The sequence below is a fragment of the Roseburia rectibacter genome (genome assembly GCF_014287515.2).
GTDB classification, from domain to species: Bacteria; Bacillota; Clostridia; order Lachnospirales; family Lachnospiraceae; genus Roseburia; species Roseburia rectibacter.
The window spans coordinates 645,534-663,852 of the sequence record NZ_CP092473.1; the positions used below are offsets into that span (position 1 = coordinate 645,534).

Consider the following 18,319-nt stretch of genomic DNA (forward strand, 5'->3'; position numbering starts at 1 on the left):
ATAGATGAAACAAGCCACATAGGGATAATGCTCGGTGGCTTGTTTTGAAAATGGATAATTTGAATCTTATAACTTCGGATTTCGTCTTCTCAGTTTCCTATGTTCCTTTGCCGGCTTGGAACGTGAAAATATTTCTTTTAAGGTCTGTTTTTCTTCGACAGAAAGCTGGGTAATTTTCATTTCCAAATTTTTGCAGAACAAAAGGAGTAGTCCGTTAATATAAGCATCATTAGAGGCTTCGGGAGTATCCTCTGTAGCAAACTGAGTTGGAGAAGTAAAACCATCAATGATATTTTTGATCATGCTTTGATAGTCAATATCACTGGCAGTGTTGCTGTCTTTCATATGGGCATTTCTCAGGTCAGAGACGATTGGCTTTAAATCTTCCAACAGGATGTTTATGTAATACTGTTCTGTCTCAATGTGGGAAGTATCAAATATTTTTGTAAATGCATCGGTGGAATCGGCACCGAGTTCGTTCAGTTTATATCTCATCACATCAAGAAAAGCGTTTGCTATCTGAATGCCTTTATCATTAAATCCATCAATATAGATTTCCAGGTCGGTCATGAATTTGTGGAAGCTTTCATGAGAGAGTAATTCTGATAATAACCGTGGATTATATTTTTCATCAGTCAGTATTTGGACTGCATCATCATTGAGATGCAGATCGGATACTGACTTATTTGTATGTTCACGTAGTTCGGTTCGGCAAAGAAGATAATCGGTGCTTACTTGATAAAAGTCTGCAAGCGTCAGTAGATTGCCAAGTGACATATCTACATTTTCATCTTTCTCATAGTTGCCAAGTGTGGAACTTGGGATGCCGGTAGCATCAGACAATTCCTGCAATGACATTTTTTTTTCTGCGACTCTCAAATCTTTCAGCCGTTCCGGTATGGTAAGCCTTGTGTGCATAGTACATTCCTCGTTTCACAGATATAGATAGACTACCATGATATTGGTGCAGAATAAAGTGAATTCGAATTCATGTCTTATCCAGAATATTGGAAAAAATCATAAAGAGGATATTTTTCCAGCATCTTGGATATACCGGATTCGTATAAAAATTTTGAGAAAATAGTTTCATACAATGAATCGGAAAGGAGTACAAAAATTATGGAATGTTGTAAATGTATCAAGAAAATCAATTTAGAAGTATAACGAATGAGGCAAAGGCACTTTATATGATTTTGTTGGATCGGCGCTGCTTATCAGAGTGTAATGGTGATGCATGGCGAGATGAATATGGAGCTACATTTATCATTTTTACAATCAAAGAAATGATGAAGCTGTTGCATCTGGGAAATAAGAAAATTAACAAGATGCTGAAGGAACTGGAGGTACATAATCTGATTTATCGAAGCCATCAGGGATTAGGAAAGCCGAATAAGATATATGTGTATGACTTGTTGAAAGCAGATAACGATAATTGGCTGCCAAAGCAATTTAAGCACAGAAAGGGGCGGACAGGGGAATGGAGAAAACTGTAACACTTGAAGAGGCATTAAAAAGAATTGAGGAGCTGGAAAAAGAGAATGCAGAACTTCGGGAGGAATTGGAGTATTACAGAAATCGTAAGTTAAGCGGTCGTCAGAAACATAACGCCAAGTGGATGGCAATTTATAATGATTTTGTTGTTGGATATGAGAGCGGTATGACAATGGTAGAAATTGCGGACGATTTTTTTGACCGCAAATGGATGGAGGAGTTCTATGGCAGAAGATAAAAAGAAAGAAATCGATGTTACAGTAATAGAAGTAACAGAAGAATATCTAAAAGAAAAACTGTATAAAATTAGGGGTAAAAGGGTATTGCTTGATGCTGATTTAGCAGAGATATATGGCTATGATACGAAGGGATTTAATAGACAAGTAAAAAATAATATTGAAAAATTTGATGAAGATTTTATGTTTGAATTGACAGATGAGGAATTAGAAGATTTGCGGTACAAAAATTGTACCGCAAATATAAGTTCAAAAAGTCGTTATAATCCTCATGTATTTACAGAGCAAGGATTATATATGCTGATGACTGTCTTGAAAGGACCGTTGGCTGTTAAGCAGAGCAAGGCATTAATAAGAACCTTTAAGAAAATGAAAGATTACATATTAGAAAATCGTGATTTAATAGGTCAGCGGGAAATACTTCAGTTAAGCATGGAAACTGCTAACAACAGAATAGAAATTAACAAAATCAACTCAGATATGATATCTCTTGAAAAGCAGATTTCAGATGTTGCAGAAGGCTTGAAGGATGTTGTGACAAAATCTGAGTTGGCTGATATGATGAACAGCTTTGTTTCAGATGATGATGAAAAGTGGCTCATGTTTAACGCAAAATTTAGTAGTGCGTATGAGGTATATGAGTCCATTTATAAGCAGGCAAAGTCGTCAATATATGTCGTTGACAATTATATTGGATTAAGAACGCTGGTACACCTTAAGAATTCTCCGGCCGGAGTAGCTATTATTTTATTCAGTGATAATGTTGGAAATAATAAACTTCACAACATAGAATTTACAGATTTCTGCAAGGAGTACCCAACAGTAAATTTGTCAATGAAAAAGACAGGCGGTATATTTCATGATCGATTTATCGTATTGGATTATGGAACTGCTGATGAAAGGGTTTTCTTATGTGGTGCTTCATCAAAAGATGCAGGCGCTAGAATAACCAGTATTGTTGAAGATTATGGAATATCTAAATATGCCCCGGTGATTGCCACGCTGTTGAAAAATCCAACTTTGATTTTACCACAATAGAGGCGAGAGAAAGCAAGCTGTCACGGTTCCCCGTTACGATAAAAAATGCCACCATCTGAAAAAGGATTTGTGTACCCACTCCCATCCAATTTGTGGTACAATATCAATTAACAACAACATACCATACCAAAAGGAGGACATCCAATGCTTTTTATAGAATATCCCAAATGTTCCACCTGTCAGAAAGCGAAAAAATGGCTGGATGAACATGAGATTACATATACGGATCGTCACATCGTAGAGCAGAATCCGTCCTACGAGGAATTGAAAGACTGGCATGAAAAGAGCGGTCTGCCATTAAAGAAATTTTTCAACACCAACGGACTTTTATATAAAGAAATGAAGCTTAAGGACAGGCTTCCCGAAATGAGCAGGGACGAGCAGTTAAAGCTGCTTGCGACAAACGGAATGTTGGTAAAACGTCCGCTGATCGTAGATGGAAGTACGGTAATTACCGGTTTTAAAGAAAAAGAATGGTCAGAGCACTTCTTATAAAAATAAGAATGTGGTTTTCATAAAAGGACTTGCAGGAATGGAGGATCATTATGATTATAACAATTGCCAGACAATGTGGATGTGAAGGGGACGAAGTAGGAAGAAGGTTATCAGAATTATACGGTATTCCGTGTTATTCCAAAAAGGAACTGATCGAGCTTGCAAAAGAGAAAAAAGTGTATGAAAAGTATCCGTTTTATTTTGGGGAACGGCAGGTTGATGATATGATGAGCATGGTTGCGGATGATATGAATTTAAAGGTGCGTGAGACACCGAAAAAGGCATTAACGGCGTTGTTTGATGATCAGCCGTGCATCGTGATCGGTCGTGCATCGGATTATGCGTACAAAGAACATGCGGATGCGGTTCGTATCTTCCTTTGCGGGGACAAGAAAACAAGAATTGAAAAAATCGCAGAGAAACACCAGGTATCAGAGTCGAAAGCAAAAATGATCGTGGATGACACAGACCGTCGAAGAAAGCAGTATCATAATTATTATTCCGGGGAAACCTGGGGATTAGCAGATAATTATGATCTGTGTTTAGATGAGTGCAGACTTGGGATTGATGGTGTGGCTGCAGTTGTCTCGGCTTATATCAGTCAGATCAGGGGAAAGAAGTGATCTAAGGATAGTAGAAACAGGACTGGGAGTAAAAACGGTCGGAAGGGAGAGCAGCATGGCATACTATTTAGCAGAAGGTGCAATTGTAAAAGGAGATGTTACGATCGGAGAAGATTCAGGAATATGGTATCATGCAACGGTGCGTGGAGATACTGACAGGATTACGATCGGAAGCAGGACGAACGTACAGGATAATGCGGTCCTTCATGTGGGAGACGGGCATGCGCTTACCATTGGAAACGATGTGACGATCGGGCATGGTGCGATTGTACACGGATGTGAGGTCGGCAATAATACATTGATCGGAATGGGTGCGATCATATTAAATGGTGCAGTGATCGGCGATAACTGTATCATTGGTGCAGGGGCTCTTGTGACACAGAACATGGAAATCCCGGATGGCAGCCTTGCATTTGGAAATCCGGCGAAGATAATAAGAAAGCTGACAGAGGAAGAAATTAAGTCAAACCATAACAACGCGCTGTTGTATGTGGGAGAAGCAAAAAATCAGTTGATGCCGGTATGAGCAGAGATCAGGATAAATATTAATATTTATCCGTTATATTTATAAAAATGGATGTTTCCAATAGATTAAATGAGGAAACATCCATTTTTTGTATATGTTTTTTATTTTATTCCCTGATCGAATCAAGTGCATTGGAAATATCTGCAATTAAGTCTTCCTTATCCTCAAGACCGAGGCTGATACGGATAAGTTCTGCCGGAACGCCGGCTTCTTTTAACTGTTCGTCGGTCATCTGGCGGTGTGTGGATGTTGCAGGATTTAAGCAGCAGGTTCTTGCGTCAGCAACATGTGTTTCAATCGCACCGAGTTTCAGATTCTGCATAAATGTGGAGGCAGCACCACGTCCACCTTTTAAACCGAAAGAGACAACACCACAGCCACCATTTGGCAGATATTTTTTTGCACGCTCATAATATTTGCTGGAAGGAAGTCCCGGATAGTTGACATAGGCAACTTTAGGATGTTTTTCTAAAAATTCAGCAACAGCCTGACCGTTTTCCACATGTTTTGGCATACGGACATGCAATGATTCAAGACCGAGATTTAAGATAAAAGCGTTCTGTGGAGACTGCATACAGCCGAAGTCACGCATCAGCTGTGCGGTACATTTTGTAATAAAAGCACCTTTTTTACCAAATTTTTCTGCATAGGTAATTCCATGATAGCTTTCATCCGGTGTACACAGTCCTGGATATTTGTCGGCATGAGCCATCCAGTCAAATTTACCACTGTCCACGATCGCTCCGCCTAAGGCAGCTCCGTGACCATCCATGTATTTGGTCGTGGAGTGGGTTACGATGTCAGCACCCCATTCAAACGGGCGGCAGTTGACTGGAGTCGGGAACGTGTTATCGATCACAAGCGGAACGCCGTTGGCATGGGCAACTTTTGCAAATAGTTCGATATCTAAAACGGTGAGTGCAGGGTTAGCAATCGTCTCACCAAACATAAGCTTTGTATTTGGCTTAAATGCTGCATTTAATTCTTCCTCAGTAGCATCAGGAGAAACAAATGTGGTCGTGATTCCCATTTTTGCCATCGTGACAGCGAGCAGGTTGAAAGTACCACCATAGATAGAGGAGGAAGCAACGATGTGATCGCCACATTCACAGATATTGAACATGGCAAGAAAATTGGCTGCCTGTCCGGAAGAAGTTAACATTGCAGCCGAACCGCCTTCCATAGCTGCAATCTTTGCAGCGACGATATCGTTGGTAGGATTCTGAAGGCGGCTGTAAAAATAACCATCTGCCTCTAAATCAAAAAGTTTTCCCATATCCTCGCTGGTACTGTATTTAAAAGTGGTAGACTGGATGATCGGCACCTGTCTCGGTTCTCCATTGCCAGGTGTGTAACCTGCCTGCACACATTTTGTCCCCATTCTGTATTCACTCATAGAAATCTAATCCTCCGTTTCTGCACTGTTTTATAAAAACAGCTGCATTAAAAATTCCTTCGCGATTCATCACATTAGTAAGAAAAAGCGCATAAAAATATCGTATCATTCATAGGAAGATTTTACAAGGGAATATCTTTTGATTTTAAAAAATTTGTGATACAGTAAGGAAGAAAAAATATAGAGCATGTCAGGTTTGAATAAAAAGAGAGAAGTGTGATTGAAAAGTGAAATTACAGCCATTTCAGACATTAAAACATTACGATAAGCAAAATCTTCCAAAGGACATTCTTGCTGGAATCATCATCATGGCAGTTTCTATCCCGATTTCCATGGGGTATGCACAGATTGCAGGGCTTCCGGCAGTTTATGGATTATACGGCTCGGTGTTTCCGATCATTTTATTTGGGCTTTTTTCCACGTCACCGCAATTTATTTTTGGTGTGGATGCGGCTCCGGCAGCATTGATCGGTTCAGCTATTGTGGGACTTGGCATTGAAGGCGGAACGAAAGAGGCCATGGCAGCAGTGCCTGTACTGACTTTTTTTGTGGCACTGTGGCTTCTGGCATTTTATTTTATGAAGGCAGGAAAACTGGTCAATTTTATTTCTGCACCGGTCATGGGAGGATTTATCACCGGAATCTGTACCACGATCATACTGATGCAGGTGCCAAAGCTGATGGGTGGAACGGCAGGAGTCGGAGAACTTTTTGAACTGGCAGAGCATATTGCAGGGACGGCAGGTCAGATCAATCTGCTGTCGCTTGTGATCGGACTTTTTGCATTTGTGATCCTTCTGGTTTCGAAAAAGCTGATCCCAAAGTTTCCGATGGCAGTTGCACTGATGGCAGCAGGGGCACTTATGACACGGCTCCTGCCGGTCAGGGAGTGGGGCGTACAGACGCTTGCAGCAGTAGAACCCGGAATGCCGGAATGGAGCATACCGGATTTCTCAGTGATTGCACCGAAGGATGCGATCATCACAAGCCTGTCGGTTGCCGTTGTCATAATGGCTGAGACTTTGCTCGCAGAGAACAGTTTTGCTCAGAAAAACGGTTATAAGATTGACGATAATCAGGAACTTTTTGCATTTTCCATAGGAAATTTTGTCGCAGCGTTTACCGGCTGCTGTCCGATCAATGGATCGGTATCACGTAGTGCAATGGGGGAACAGTATCAGGCAAAAACACAGCTTACCGGTATCGTGGCAGGGGTGTCGATGATCATTCTTCTTTTATGTGGAACCGGTTTTATCGGATATCTGCCGATTCCGGTACTGACGGCGATCGTGATCTCAGCACTGCTTGGTGCAACGGAGTTTGAACTTGCGGTCAGGCTGTGGAAAGTCAGCCGGACGGAGTGTTTCATTTTTATAGGAGCTTTTCTTGGTGTGCTGATGCTTGGTACGATCAATGGTGTTTTGATCGGGATCATTCTTTCTTTTACGGAAATGATCATCCGTACTTCAAAACCGGCAAGGTGCTTTTTAGGAATCCAGCCCGGCCATCAGCATTTCAGGGATCTGCGGGAAGGCAGCCAGATCCATGCGGTGGAGGGAGTTTTGATTTACCGTTTCAGCAGCAATTTGTTTTTTGCCAATATCGGGGTGCTGCAAAAGGATATCGAGGAGCATATCAAAGATGACACGAAAGCAGTCATTCTGGATGCCGGAGGAATCGGAAGTCTGGATATCACAGCGGCAGACCGTCTGGAGATCCTGTACAAATCTTTGAAGGAAAAAGGAATCCGTTTCTATATGACAGAGCACATCGCAGACGTGAATGAGCAGCTTCGAAAATTAGGTCTTGGCTATCTCATCGAGGAAGGCTGTGTGCGGAGAACCATACATATCGCGTTAAAAGATATGGGAATCAACAGACCGTATCCGCTTGAGGGCGGCGTGGATAATGAGGAGCGCAGCGCATCGAGAAAACGTGCGGATAACCGTGTGCAGGAATTTGTCTGGGCATTTGGTTCAGAGACGGAAGATGAGATCGAAAAACAGATCGTACTTCAGATTGAGCAGTTAAAGCAGACGGGGGATGTTGAAAATCTGTTTCATGGCAGATGGGCACATATGGAGGCACTGGATGAAGATGAGTGGCTCGAACATTTAGAGGAACATTTAAAGGAAATCGTTAATATCTCCGGCAAGGACGAGATGACGTTAGCGGGCAGACTTGAGGCACACCGGAAGGAAGTACATGACCGTATTGCAAAAGAGCATCCGGAACTGGCGGAGCGTTTTAAGGAACGCAGGCACCTGCTGGATGAGCATTTGAAGGAGCGCAGACCGGAAGTGTATGAGCTGGTGTTAGAGCTTCGGGAGAAGAGGAAAGAGTAGAAAATAAAGATACTTTTTAGGCAGAGATGTAAGAAAAACATTTCTGTCTATTTTTTTACTTAAAAATGTACATGGACATTATGTGTCCGTGTGGTCTGCTAGAATGAGGATATCAAAAAACAAGGGAGGAAAATGAGATGGAAACTTTAAGGGAAATTGTTTTATGGATTTTTGGAGTATCATTTTTTTATGGTTGTGGATGGGAACTCTTCCGATGGATCTTTGTCAATAAAAGATTCAAAGAGTATGCGGATGGTTTGAAAACCGATATTCCAACTTCAGAGGAACTGATGCAGATTATCAGAAACATGAACTGTTTTCTGGTAAAACAGGTTTATTACAATGAACAGGGAAATGTTGAGGTGCAGGGAAAATACGGAAAACACAGACTGAACCTTGAGGATGGTATAATTCATGTGATACGCAGCAAGGAAGATTCAAGAAGAAATTATAATTATGTTGTAGAAGAAAATGCTATTCTTGATTATATTGCAAAAGAAGAGAATCATACATTGCCGATGAATCCCTTTACAAAATATAAAAAGGCAATGAGACTGACAAAATTACATACGGCTTCGCTGATTGGAACATTTGGAGGAATCTTTTTACTTGTGGTGCTGTACCTTATTCCGTCAGGAAAGCTTTTTAGGTTACGCAAAAGAAGGACTGATAAAACAGCATACTGCAGAGAAAGCAATTTTAAAAATAATGGATCAGATAAAACCGACCACAGATAGAGAGGTTCAGTGAAAAGTCAAGCTCGATGTGGCAGACAAGTGTTCCAGTGATTGTTGTGATTACAAAATCGTATTCGGTTCCTGAACGTAAAGAAAATATTGAGATGGTACAAGCCGTTTTTGCTGCACCGGAAGGAATTATGGAGTTGATCGATGCAACGAATGACCTTATGCCGGAAGGCTTACAGGCTGGAACAGAGGATATTGCTAATTTTAAATTAAACAGAAAAAGATATCTTTGTCAGGGAATTATAGGTGTTGCAACTACATCAGGTACTGTAGTGGGAGCAGTGCCCATTTCAATTGCAGATGCTGTAATATTGAAACCTATTGAAATTACAGAAATTAATGCGATTGCCAAAGTCTATGGAATTAAAAATGACCAGCAGACGAAAAAATTTTTTAATTCCATTATTGAAGTGGGAACAGTAAGCTTTGCAGCGAAAACAGCAATTGCTGCCTTGAAAAACATTCCTGGAATTAATATCGGTGCAAGTATATTAAATGCAATTATTGCCGGCAGTATCATAGCTGCGATAGGTGAGGGAACAACCTATATATTTGAACAGATTTATTTGGAAAAAAGAAGCTTTGAAGATATTGACTGGGTAACGAAAGTGTTGCAGTCTAAGTTGTCTAACGAATTTATAGACAAAGTAAAGACTATTATAAGCAAAACAGGTAATCAGACAGATTCAAAGAAAACAGCAAATTTAATTTCAGCTATTTTTAATAATGACTGACAAAATGGATTGTATATGGAGTGGTTCAGTGAAAAAATTATCAAAAAGCAAAAGGAAAAAGGCACAGGAAAAACAGATCAGACGAGAGATTGCCATGAAGAAAGCAGGGAAACCTTTTTCTAAAAACTGCCATCATTATAATTATAAGCTTTCTGTAGCGTCTTCAATAAATTCACAGATGTTGGGAATAAGTGTGGAGGGAGAGCCAGAACTAATTGGAGCAATTAAAGTGAATTCGTTATTGAGAACATTAGAGGATGGCAGTTATGAGTGTTCGCAATGTAGAAGAATTTTTTCAACATCGCAGGAGCAGCGTTTAGAACAATTATATCAGTATTTGGAAGAACCAATAAAGAATGAGGATTTTAAGAGAGAATTACTGGAAGAAATTATATTATATCCACCGGTTTATTCATCTTATGAAAGCCCCATCGAACAAATATACAGATTGATGTTTGCTCCTAGGTTGGAAAAGGTAAATCGAATAATTGATAATGAAATAAATAAGCCTATATTATTCACGGCACAGCCGTGAAAGTGGCTGAAAACCACATAGTTTCTATATTTTAACTGAATATTGCTTTTCACCTATCAGATGAATGAAAAAAGAGCATCCATTTGTGGTAAAATTAAGGTGTCGAATCTTAAAAAATAACCCAAAGGAGCCCTTTATGAGTATTGTAAACACCTTAGCCTTAGAAAGCAATAGACAGATAAAAATAAATTTTGATGGAGGAGATCTCTCCTCCGATGCAGGTCTGCTTCTTATCAAAGAATTCATAAGCAAGCTTGGTATTGATAAGCTTTTAGACAAAACTTTCAAGACCAATGATCCTGCATTATTCAGATATCACACGGATCAGAAAAATCTGCTCCAGATGATATATATGATCATTGCCGGTTATTTCGAAGATGATGCTTCCGATGAACTGACCAATGATCCGGTATTCAAGTCTGTACTTGAAAAAGATGCGCTTGCATCACAGCCTACGGTATCGAGATTCTTTAACCGTATGGATGAAGATACCTTAAACCAGTTCCTTGCGATTGCCAGAGTGCTTCGGAAGAAAATTTACAGTATTCAGATGCCATCGGCTGTTATTCTGGATCTGGATTCCACCCTTCTTGATGCATACGGCAGACAGGAAGGCAGAGCCTTTAACTTTCATTATCAAAGCAATGGTTATCATCCGCTTGTCTGTTATGACGGAATGACTGGAGATCTGATAAAAGTACAGCTTCGTGATGGAACACAGTATTCCTGTACAGGAGTGGTTGACTTCCTGCAGCCGATACTGGATGAATACCAGAATGATTATCCTGCAATCCGTATTCTGCTTCGTGGTGATAGTGGTTTTGCGACTCCTGATCTTTATAAGCAGTGTGAAGAAAACGGCACAAGCTATGTGATCCGGCTGAAGGAGAATGGTCTTCTCCGTGAAAAAGCATCCTATTTTGTGGATGAACTTAATGAAATCACCAGAAATAACAAAGTGGATTATGCGGTAGTTTATGGTGAATTCATGTACAAAGCAAAGTCATGGCCTTATGAAAGGCGTGTGGTATGCAAGGTTGAAAAGCCGGAAAACCAGATGGTTTACATGTACACATTTGTTGTCACAAACATGGATTCCGCACCAGAGTATCTTATCAAATTTTACTGCAAGCGAGGTCTGATGGAAAACTTTATCAAAGAAAGCAAATCCGGTTTTGATTTTGCTTCCGTAAGCAGTCATACCAGAATCGTAAATGCAAACAGACTTCAGGTACACGCTCTTGCGTATAACATATTTAATTGGTTTAGACGATTGGCGTTATCAGCAAACATGCGAAAACAACGCATAGATACCGTCCGTTTAAAACTGCTGAAGATTGCTGCAAAAGTAATTCGTTCAGCAAGATATATCACATTCAAGCTGTGTAGCAGCTGCCCTTATAAGAATGAATTCTATGAGACACTTTCAAATATCGGTAAGCTGAATGTACAGCTGGAATAGCAACTATTAACGAACCTTGACAGCTTAATAACCGCTCAGGACTCTGCTACAGGGATTTTATACCCTTTTTGGAGATTGGTTGAGCGATGTTTAGGCTACATGGGTCAATTTTGGGATTCATGGTACAGTTATCAGTTCAGATACTGTTCCGTGAATAATTCAGGATAAGATATTGTGAAGCACTATTTCACATTGGAATACATATTTTGTGCAGATATTACAAAAATAATAAAAAATATGTGATACTACTGACAGATATATGTCGGTATGTTACAATCTATTCAAAGCACTACATTCTAACAAAATCTATCAGGCAGCATACGCCGTTTCAAAACAAGTCAAAACCACGTTAAGGGCTTTGTATATCAATAAGCAAGCCACCACGTCGGATATCAGAATTTTCAATGCTTTTAAATTACCAGCAAATAAAAGAAAAAGCAGGGAGAATTCGAAAATATCAGGCGGTTCTCCCAAACAAAAGGGAGGAAATGATTATCGCGCAAAAGACAAAGAAATCGTCATCAGACAAAGCCAAAAAGATCCAGTGGCATCCTGCGTTTTATGCAGCAGCGGAACTGGAACTAAAGGAAAACATCGAGGAACTTGATTTAATATCGGAGTATCATCTGAGTAAAGAACCGATCCGTATTGATCTTCTGATCATAAAAGAAGAAAATGCAGAAAAAATGATGAAAAATGAAATCGGTCATATCATGCGAAAGTACAATGTGTTAGAATACAAAGGACCGGGAGATGAACTGTCGATAGACACTCTTTACAAAACACTTGGATATGCCTGCCTTTATAAAGGATATGGGAAAACGACCAATGAAATTCCAGCAGAAGAATTAACAGTATCCTTATTTCGAGAGGCATATCCAAAAGAACTGTTTTTGGAATTGAAAAGGAAAGGATATACCTTAGAAGAAAAATATCCCGGCATTTATTACGTGGGAGGGAACATTTTGTTCCCAGTGCAGATTGTAGTGATCAGCAGGTTAAGCCGGGTTATGCACAGCAGTCTAAGAATCTTATCTGCAAATGCCGATATAGAGGATATCAGGAAGTTCTTAGAACAAACGGAAAACATGAAGACACCGCGAGAGCGGAATAATATAGATGCGGTATTGCATGCAAGTGTTAGTGCGAACTATGAAATATATCAAAAGGTAAGGAGGGCGAATGGTATGTGCGAAGCATTACGGGAATTAATGAAAGATGAAATAGAGCAGGATGTAGCGAGAGGAGAAGCGAGAGGAGAAGCACGTGGAATTGTAGATACATGTTGTGATTTAGGGTTGCCAGAAGACGCTATTTTAGAGCGGTTGCAGAAAAAACTAAATATATCATTACAGACTGCCCAGGAATACCTAAAGACTTTTGGAAAGCAGATGGTATAAGTTAAACGCACACATTTTCACGAAAACGACCAGATGCGTTTAGAATACATATTTTATGGATATGTTGTTTCTACGCTTATGTATAAAATTTATAAAAACAAAGCATTACATTCTAACAAAATCTATCAGGTAGCATACGCCGTTTCAAAACAAGTCAAAACCACGTTAAGGGCTTTGTATATCAATAAGCAAGCCACCACGTCGGATATCAGAATTTTCAATGCTTTTAAATCACCAGCCAAATAAAAGTAAAAGCAGGGAGAATTCGAAAATATCACGCGACTCTCCCGAACAAAAGGGAGGAAACGATTATCGCGCAAAAGACAAAGAAATCGTCATCAGACAAAGCCAAAAAGATCCAGTGGCATCCTGCGTTTTATGCAGCAGCGGAACTGGAACTAAAAGAAAACATCGAGGAACTTGATTTAATATCGGAGTATCATTTGAGTAAAGAACCGATCCGTATTGATCTTCTGATCATAAAAGAAGAAAATGCAGAAAAAGTGATGAAAAATGAAATCGGTCATATCATGCGAAAGTACAATGTGTTAGAATACAAAGGACCGGGAGATGAACTGTCGATAGACACCTTTTACAAAACACTTGGATATGCCTGCCTTTATAAAGGATATGGGAAAACAATCGATGAAATCCCGGCGGACGAACTGACCGTGTCATTGTTCCGTGAAGCATATCCAAGAGAACTGTTTTTTGAATTAGAACGAAAAGGATATGTACTGGAAGAAAAATATCCAGGTATTTATTACGTGAGAGGGAACATTTTATTCCCGGTGCAGATCGTGGTGATCAGCAGGTTGAACCGGACTATGCACAGCAGCCTAAGAATCTTATCTGCAAATGCCGATATAGAGGATATCAGGAAGTTTTTAGAACAGACAGAAAATATGAAGACACCGCGGGAGCGGAATAATATAGACGCAGTATTACAGGCAAGTGTCAGTGCGAATTATGAAATATATCAGAAGGTAAGGAGGGCGAATGGTATGTGCGAAGCATTACGGGAATTAATGAAAGATGAAATAGAGCAGGATGTAGCAAGAGGAGAAGCAAGAGGAGAAATGCGTGGCAGAGCGGAAGGAATTGTAGATACATGTTGTGATCTAGGGTTGCCAGAAGACGCTATTTTAGAGCGGTTGCAGAAAAAACTAAATATATCATTACAGACTGCCCAGGAATATCTCCAAACCTTTGGAAAACAGATCGTAAAAAATTAACGAACGTCAGGAAAATCAAAAACATATGAAATATCAGGAAAAAGACTTAGTTAAAATAGCAAAACGGGAGAACAACACAAAAAGAAGTTATCTAGTAGTAGATCCACTGCAGGGAAAGCATGTTCCGGTAGAACCTTCGAAAGCATTGAATCTTTTCAAAAGTCTTGCAGAGAAGCTTCAGGGAAAATATGAAGGCGAGAGACTGCTTTTGATCGGTTTTGCGGAAACTGCAACAGCAATCGGTGCGCAGGCTGCGATCACTCTGGGAACAAAGTATATCCAGACAACGCGGGAAGTAATACAGGATGCCAGATATTTATTTTTTTCAGAAGCACACAGCCATGCGACTGAGCAGAAATTAGTAAAAGATGATATAGACCGTGTGATAAATGATATCGACAGGATTGTATTTATAGAGGATGAGGTGACCACTGGGAATACGATCATGAATATCATTAAGATCATAACAAAAGAGTATCAGAAAAAAACAAAATTTGCAGTTGCTTCATTGTTAAATGGAATGACAGAAGAATACTTAAAAATTTACCAGGATGAAAAAATAGAACTTCATTATCTGGTAAAAACGGATCATTCCGGATACGGTACGGTTGCGGAGCAGTATAGATGTGATGGTTTATATATTTGTGCGATACCGGAGAATCATACGCAGGAAAGCGCGGATATTGATGTGCAATCGGAGAAGAATATGCGGGAACATATCATATCGATTCCCGGATGGATGAATGCAAGACGTTTCGTTGACGCAAAACAATATGAGGCTGCATGTAAAAAACTTGCGAAAACCGTGATCACAGAGACTGTTGTGAAACAGGGTGAACGTGTACTTGTGATTGGCACGGAAGAGTTTATGTATCCGGCACTTCTGACAGGGTACGAAATCGAAAAAATGGGATGTGTTGTCCGCTGCCATTCTACGACTAGAAGTCCGATCGCGGTCAGTACCGAGGAAGAGTATCCACTGCATTGCAGATATGAACTGCGCAGCTTATATGATCCGGATCGAAAGACTTTTATTTATGATTTGGAAAACTATGACAGGGTTATCGTTATGACGGATGCAGCATTAGCGTCGTTAAAAGGATTAGAAACGCTGATTTACGCACTTCGGATGAAAAATGAAAATATATCTGTGATCCGTTGGTATTAAAGAGAATATAGGAATGAGGACAAAAATGAGAAGTTCATACAGCGATGAGGATGTGATCCTTTTACTAAAAGATATCACTGGCATGGTGCAGCCAGAGCCGACCGAAGAACGGGAAAAACTGATTCAGGCGGGCAGGCATTACAGTGAAATGCTTCCAATCGAATATGTTCCGACAGAAAAATATATGCAGGTATACCGGGAAGCGTTAAAAAATTATGCAAAACCGGTAGCACTGGCAGTTGGAAGACTTGCGGACAAGATCATTGAAAAAAAGGGACAGAACATTGTGCTCGTTTCATTGGCCCGTGCAGGTATTCCAATCGGAATTTTAGTCAAAAGATACATTGCAAAAAAATATCATATCAATGTACCGCATTATTCTATTTCCATCATTCGTGGTAGAGGGATTGATGACAATGCGATGAAATATCTGTTGAGCCGGTATGAGCCGGGGCAGTTGTTGTTTGTGGACGGGTGGATTGGAAAAGGCGCGATTTTAAATGAATTGAAAAAAGATCTTGCGCAGTATGAAGATGTATCGTCCGATATTGCTGTGATAGCAGATCCTGCCAATGTGACAGAACTTTGTGGTACGCATGATGACATTTTAATACCGAGTTCCTGTTTAAACAGCACAGTGTCAGGTCTGGTCAGCAGAACATTTTTAAGAAGTGATATCATAGGCAAAGATGATTTTCACGGAGCTGTCTATTATGGCGAATTAAAAGATTCGGATCTGTCCTACGAGTTTATCCATACCATTGAAAAAGAATTTAATATGGATGCAGGAAAAGAAGATAAGCGGGTGGAAGGCTTTGGTATTGGTGAGGTAAAACAGATCGCAGAAACATTTGAAATTGATGACATCAATCTGATCAAGCCGGGAATTGGTGAGGCAACAAGAGTATTGCTCCGAAGGGTTCCCTGGAAGATTCTGATTGATGAGAGGTATAAGGGAGATCCGCAGCTTGGACATCTTGTGAGATTAGCGGAGGAAAAAAATGTACCAATCCAGTATTATCCGATGAGGCATTATAAATGCTGCGGTATCATTAAAAAAATGTCAGATATATAAAAATACTGTCGGTTTCCAAGGAAATTTATGCATAGATAAGTCTGGTCTATCATGCCAATGAATTTATGCATACATAAATTTAGTTCTGGATGCCAAAGACCTCTGCAAGAAAAAATATTTTTTCTGCCCAGTTATGGTGGGTTTTGTACTCGTTCATCCTTTCCTGAGCCGGATTTCCGGCAACCAGGGAGGCAGAGCTTTTATCCCAGTTTAAAATTGCTTTTGCATCGTTAAAATCTGATCGTGTAACCTGATAAGCTTTGTTTACAACGGAGATCTGGTTTGGATGGATGACAGTTTTTCCGGTGAATCCGCAGAGTTTATCGTCTTTTAATTCCTGAATTAATCCATTTTCCCAATTATCACCCGAATAATATTCCCACACAGGACCGGAGATGACGTAGTCCATGCCGTAAACGGTTATGATATCAGAAAAAATATCAGCAACAGGTTTGATCCGGTGAATGGACTCGTCGGAATGACGGCGGAAGCCAAACATGTGACACAGATCATTTCCGCCGACACGGATATTTAAAACGAGATCTTCCACTGGGTGAAGCAGGTTCTTTAAATCGTACAGGATATCAACGCGGTGTCTTAGATCAATGATGGAGGAACTTTCATAGATCGGCATCATATATAATTTCTTTGAAGCCTGTTCGTTTGCCCGGATCATTTCTTCTATATAAGAGTTGGCGGCATCAGTAGTAAATTTCGGAATGATATAACCGGTGATCAGCTTTATGCTGTCGCCGAAAGCCTTTGTTAAGCGTCCAATCTGACCGGCATTGCGGACGCGGATAAAGATTTTCGGAAGATAAAAAGGATGATCCTGGAAACTTTCAAATATCTGATGGATGGAAGCAATCAGATCCTGCTCGGCTTCCATCACAAAATTGTCATTGATCGTATCTTCAAGGCATAAAGCCAGAGAATATTTATTTCCAAATTTTTCATGAATCACAGAGTCAGCAATCGTTTTTTTATTGGCAGGACAATAGAGCAGTGCGCCAACACTGTAATAAATCATATCATTTTTCAATTTGTAAAAATCCCCCTGAGTGCGTAAATTGTAATGCAAATTGAATTATAGCATTAATATAGGTAAAAAGATAGATGGATTAGACGTAATATGTGTGATACAATCAGACGTATAAGCTGCTCTGACACATTACAGCAGTATGCTATACTTTTAGAAGATTCTATAATAAGGAAGGAAACGTATGAGTAACAGTGGCAAAAAGATACGTCTGTCATTTAATTCTCCGGTGATTTTGGGATTTACAATTATCTGCTTTATCGTGTTGATTTTGGATAAATTGACAGGAAGTGCATCCACGCGGACATTTTTCAGTGTCTACCGGTCATCGTTAGCAAGTCCGTTCACATACATCCGGTTTTTTGGACATGTATTCGGACATGCCAGCTGGGATCATTTCTTTGGAAATATTATGATGTTATTGGTTGTAGGGCCGCTTTTGGAAGAAAAGTATGGGTCGGCAAATATTTTATTTGTAATTTTAACGACAGCGCTGGTGACAGGTGTGATCAATTTCATATTTTTCCCCCATGTCCAGCTTCTTGGTGCAAGCGGTGTTGTATTTGCGTTTATATTACTTGCATCCTTAACAAGTATTGAAGAAGGAAAAATCCCGCTTACATTTATTCTGGTTGCACTGATCTATATCGGGCAGCAGGTGTATGATGGCATATTTATCCGGGATAATGTTTCAAATCTGACACATATTTTGGGTGGTATTGTCGGTTCAGGTCTTGGCTATGTGATGAATAAAAACAAAATGAACAGATATTGA

At 39.9% G+C, this 18,319-nt stretch carries 19 protein-coding genes; 16 read left to right on the forward strand and 3 right to left on the reverse strand.

From position 1 onward, the window contains the following. Positions 1 to 66: 66 nt before the first annotated feature. Positions 67 to 918 (reverse strand): helix-turn-helix domain-containing protein, encoded by an 852-nt coding sequence (locus tag H8S51_RS03105; protein WP_256451908.1) that lies wholly within the window; start codon positions 916 to 918, stop codon positions 67 to 69. A gap of 215 nt (positions 919 to 1,133) precedes the next feature. Here H8S51_RS03105 and H8S51_RS03110 point away from each other — a divergent pair, with 215 nt between their 5' ends. From H8S51_RS03110 to H8S51_RS03135, 6 genes are all read left to right on the forward strand, one after another. After that, positions 1,134 to 1,493 carry a replication initiator protein A gene (locus H8S51_RS03110; protein WP_118210207.1) on the forward strand — a complete coding sequence of 120 codons (360 nt, stop codon included), beginning with the start codon at positions 1,134 to 1,136 and terminating at the stop codon, positions 1,491 to 1,493. After that, positions 1,478 to 1,729: a resolvase gene (locus H8S51_RS03115; protein WP_186900041.1), complete on the forward strand. Its 252-nt coding sequence runs from the start codon at positions 1,478 to 1,480 to the stop codon at positions 1,727 to 1,729. The genes H8S51_RS03110 and H8S51_RS03115 overlap by 16 nt, the downstream gene beginning before the upstream one ends. After that, positions 1,716 to 2,765, forward strand: a complete 1,050-nt coding sequence (locus H8S51_RS03120; protein WP_186900040.1) for an ORF6N domain-containing protein — start codon at positions 1,716 to 1,718, stop codon at positions 2,763 to 2,765. Before H8S51_RS03115 ends, H8S51_RS03120 begins: the two co-directional genes overlap by 14 nt. A gap of 144 nt (positions 2,766 to 2,909) precedes the next feature. Then, on the forward strand, positions 2,910 to 3,260 hold the full coding sequence (locus tag H8S51_RS03125; RefSeq protein WP_186900039.1) for an arsenate reductase family protein: 351 nt from the start codon (positions 2,910 to 2,912) through the stop codon (positions 3,258 to 3,260). Between the two features lie 50 nt (positions 3,261 to 3,310). After that, positions 3,311 to 3,883 (forward strand): cytidylate kinase-like family protein, encoded by a 573-nt coding sequence (locus tag H8S51_RS03130; RefSeq protein ID WP_118210209.1) that lies wholly within the window; start codon positions 3,311 to 3,313, stop codon positions 3,881 to 3,883. Positions 3,884 to 3,938: 55 nt separating this feature from the next. Next, the gene (locus tag H8S51_RS03135) at positions 3,939 to 4,409 is read left to right on the forward strand and encodes a gamma carbonic anhydrase family protein (protein WP_117922668.1); all 471 of its coding nucleotides are present in this window, start codon (positions 3,939 to 3,941) and stop codon (positions 4,407 to 4,409) included. Positions 4,410 to 4,515: 106 nt separating this feature from the next. On the opposite strand, the gene H8S51_RS03140 is transcribed toward H8S51_RS03135, so the two are convergent. Beyond that, positions 4,516 to 5,805, reverse strand: coding sequence for an O-acetylhomoserine aminocarboxypropyltransferase/cysteine synthase family protein (locus tag H8S51_RS03140; RefSeq protein WP_186900038.1), 1,290 nt, complete (start codon positions 5,803 to 5,805; stop codon positions 4,516 to 4,518). A 227-nt stretch (positions 5,806 to 6,032) separates the two neighbouring features. Between H8S51_RS03140 and H8S51_RS03145 the strand changes: the two genes are divergently transcribed. From H8S51_RS03145 to H8S51_RS03185, 9 genes are all read left to right on the forward strand, one after another. Continuing rightward, positions 6,033 to 8,150: a SulP family inorganic anion transporter gene (locus H8S51_RS03145; protein ID WP_186900037.1), complete on the forward strand. Its 2,118-nt coding sequence runs from the start codon at positions 6,033 to 6,035 to the stop codon at positions 8,148 to 8,150. Between the two features lie 137 nt (positions 8,151 to 8,287). Then, entirely contained in the window at positions 8,288 to 8,887 is a 600-nt protein-coding gene (locus tag H8S51_RS03150; RefSeq protein WP_186900036.1) for a hypothetical protein, read from the forward strand. 26 nt (positions 8,888 to 8,913) lie between these two features. Then, the gene (locus H8S51_RS03155) at positions 8,914 to 9,630 is read left to right on the forward strand and encodes a DUF697 domain-containing protein (protein WP_118210212.1); all 717 of its coding nucleotides are present in this window, start codon (positions 8,914 to 8,916) and stop codon (positions 9,628 to 9,630) included. Between the two features lie 28 nt (positions 9,631 to 9,658). Continuing rightward, on the forward strand, positions 9,659 to 10,165 hold the full coding sequence (locus H8S51_RS03160) for a hypothetical protein (protein ID WP_186900035.1): 507 nt from the start codon (positions 9,659 to 9,661) through the stop codon (positions 10,163 to 10,165). Between the two features lie 136 nt (positions 10,166 to 10,301). Further along, positions 10,302 to 11,627, forward strand: coding sequence for an IS1380 family transposase (locus H8S51_RS03165; RefSeq protein WP_241070783.1), 1,326 nt, complete (start codon positions 10,302 to 10,304; stop codon positions 11,625 to 11,627). 488 nt (positions 11,628 to 12,115) lie between these two features. Beyond that, positions 12,116 to 13,027 carry a hypothetical protein gene (locus H8S51_RS03170; RefSeq protein ID WP_241070867.1) on the forward strand — a complete coding sequence of 304 codons (912 nt, stop codon included), beginning with the start codon at positions 12,116 to 12,118 and terminating at the stop codon, positions 13,025 to 13,027. Positions 13,028 to 13,470: 443 nt separating this feature from the next. Next, a complete protein-coding gene (locus H8S51_RS03175) occupies positions 13,471 to 14,262 on the forward strand; it encodes a flagellar biosynthesis protein FlgM (protein ID WP_241070868.1) in 792 nt (263 codons plus the stop codon). Positions 14,263 to 14,287: 25 nt separating this feature from the next. Then, a complete protein-coding gene (locus H8S51_RS03180) occupies positions 14,288 to 15,430 on the forward strand; it encodes a phosphoribosyltransferase domain-containing protein (protein ID WP_186899291.1) in 1,143 nt (380 codons plus the stop codon). Positions 15,431 to 15,455: 25 nt separating this feature from the next. After that, complete coding sequence (locus H8S51_RS03185; protein ID WP_186899292.1) at positions 15,456 to 16,505, forward strand: cysteine protease StiP family protein; 1,050 nt, start codon at positions 15,456 to 15,458, stop codon at positions 16,503 to 16,505. A gap of 79 nt (positions 16,506 to 16,584) precedes the next feature. Here H8S51_RS03185 and H8S51_RS03190 read toward each other — a convergent pair whose 3' ends face one another. Beyond that, on the reverse strand, positions 16,585 to 17,547 hold the full coding sequence (locus tag H8S51_RS03190; protein ID WP_186899293.1) for an HpcH/HpaI aldolase/citrate lyase family protein: 963 nt from the start codon (positions 17,545 to 17,547) through the stop codon (positions 16,585 to 16,587). A 181-nt stretch (positions 17,548 to 17,728) separates the two neighbouring features. On the opposite strand from H8S51_RS03190, the gene H8S51_RS03195 reads away from it, so the two are divergent. Beyond that, positions 17,729 to 18,319 (forward strand): rhomboid family intramembrane serine protease, encoded by a 591-nt coding sequence (locus H8S51_RS03195; RefSeq protein WP_186899294.1) that lies wholly within the window; start codon positions 17,729 to 17,731, stop codon positions 18,317 to 18,319.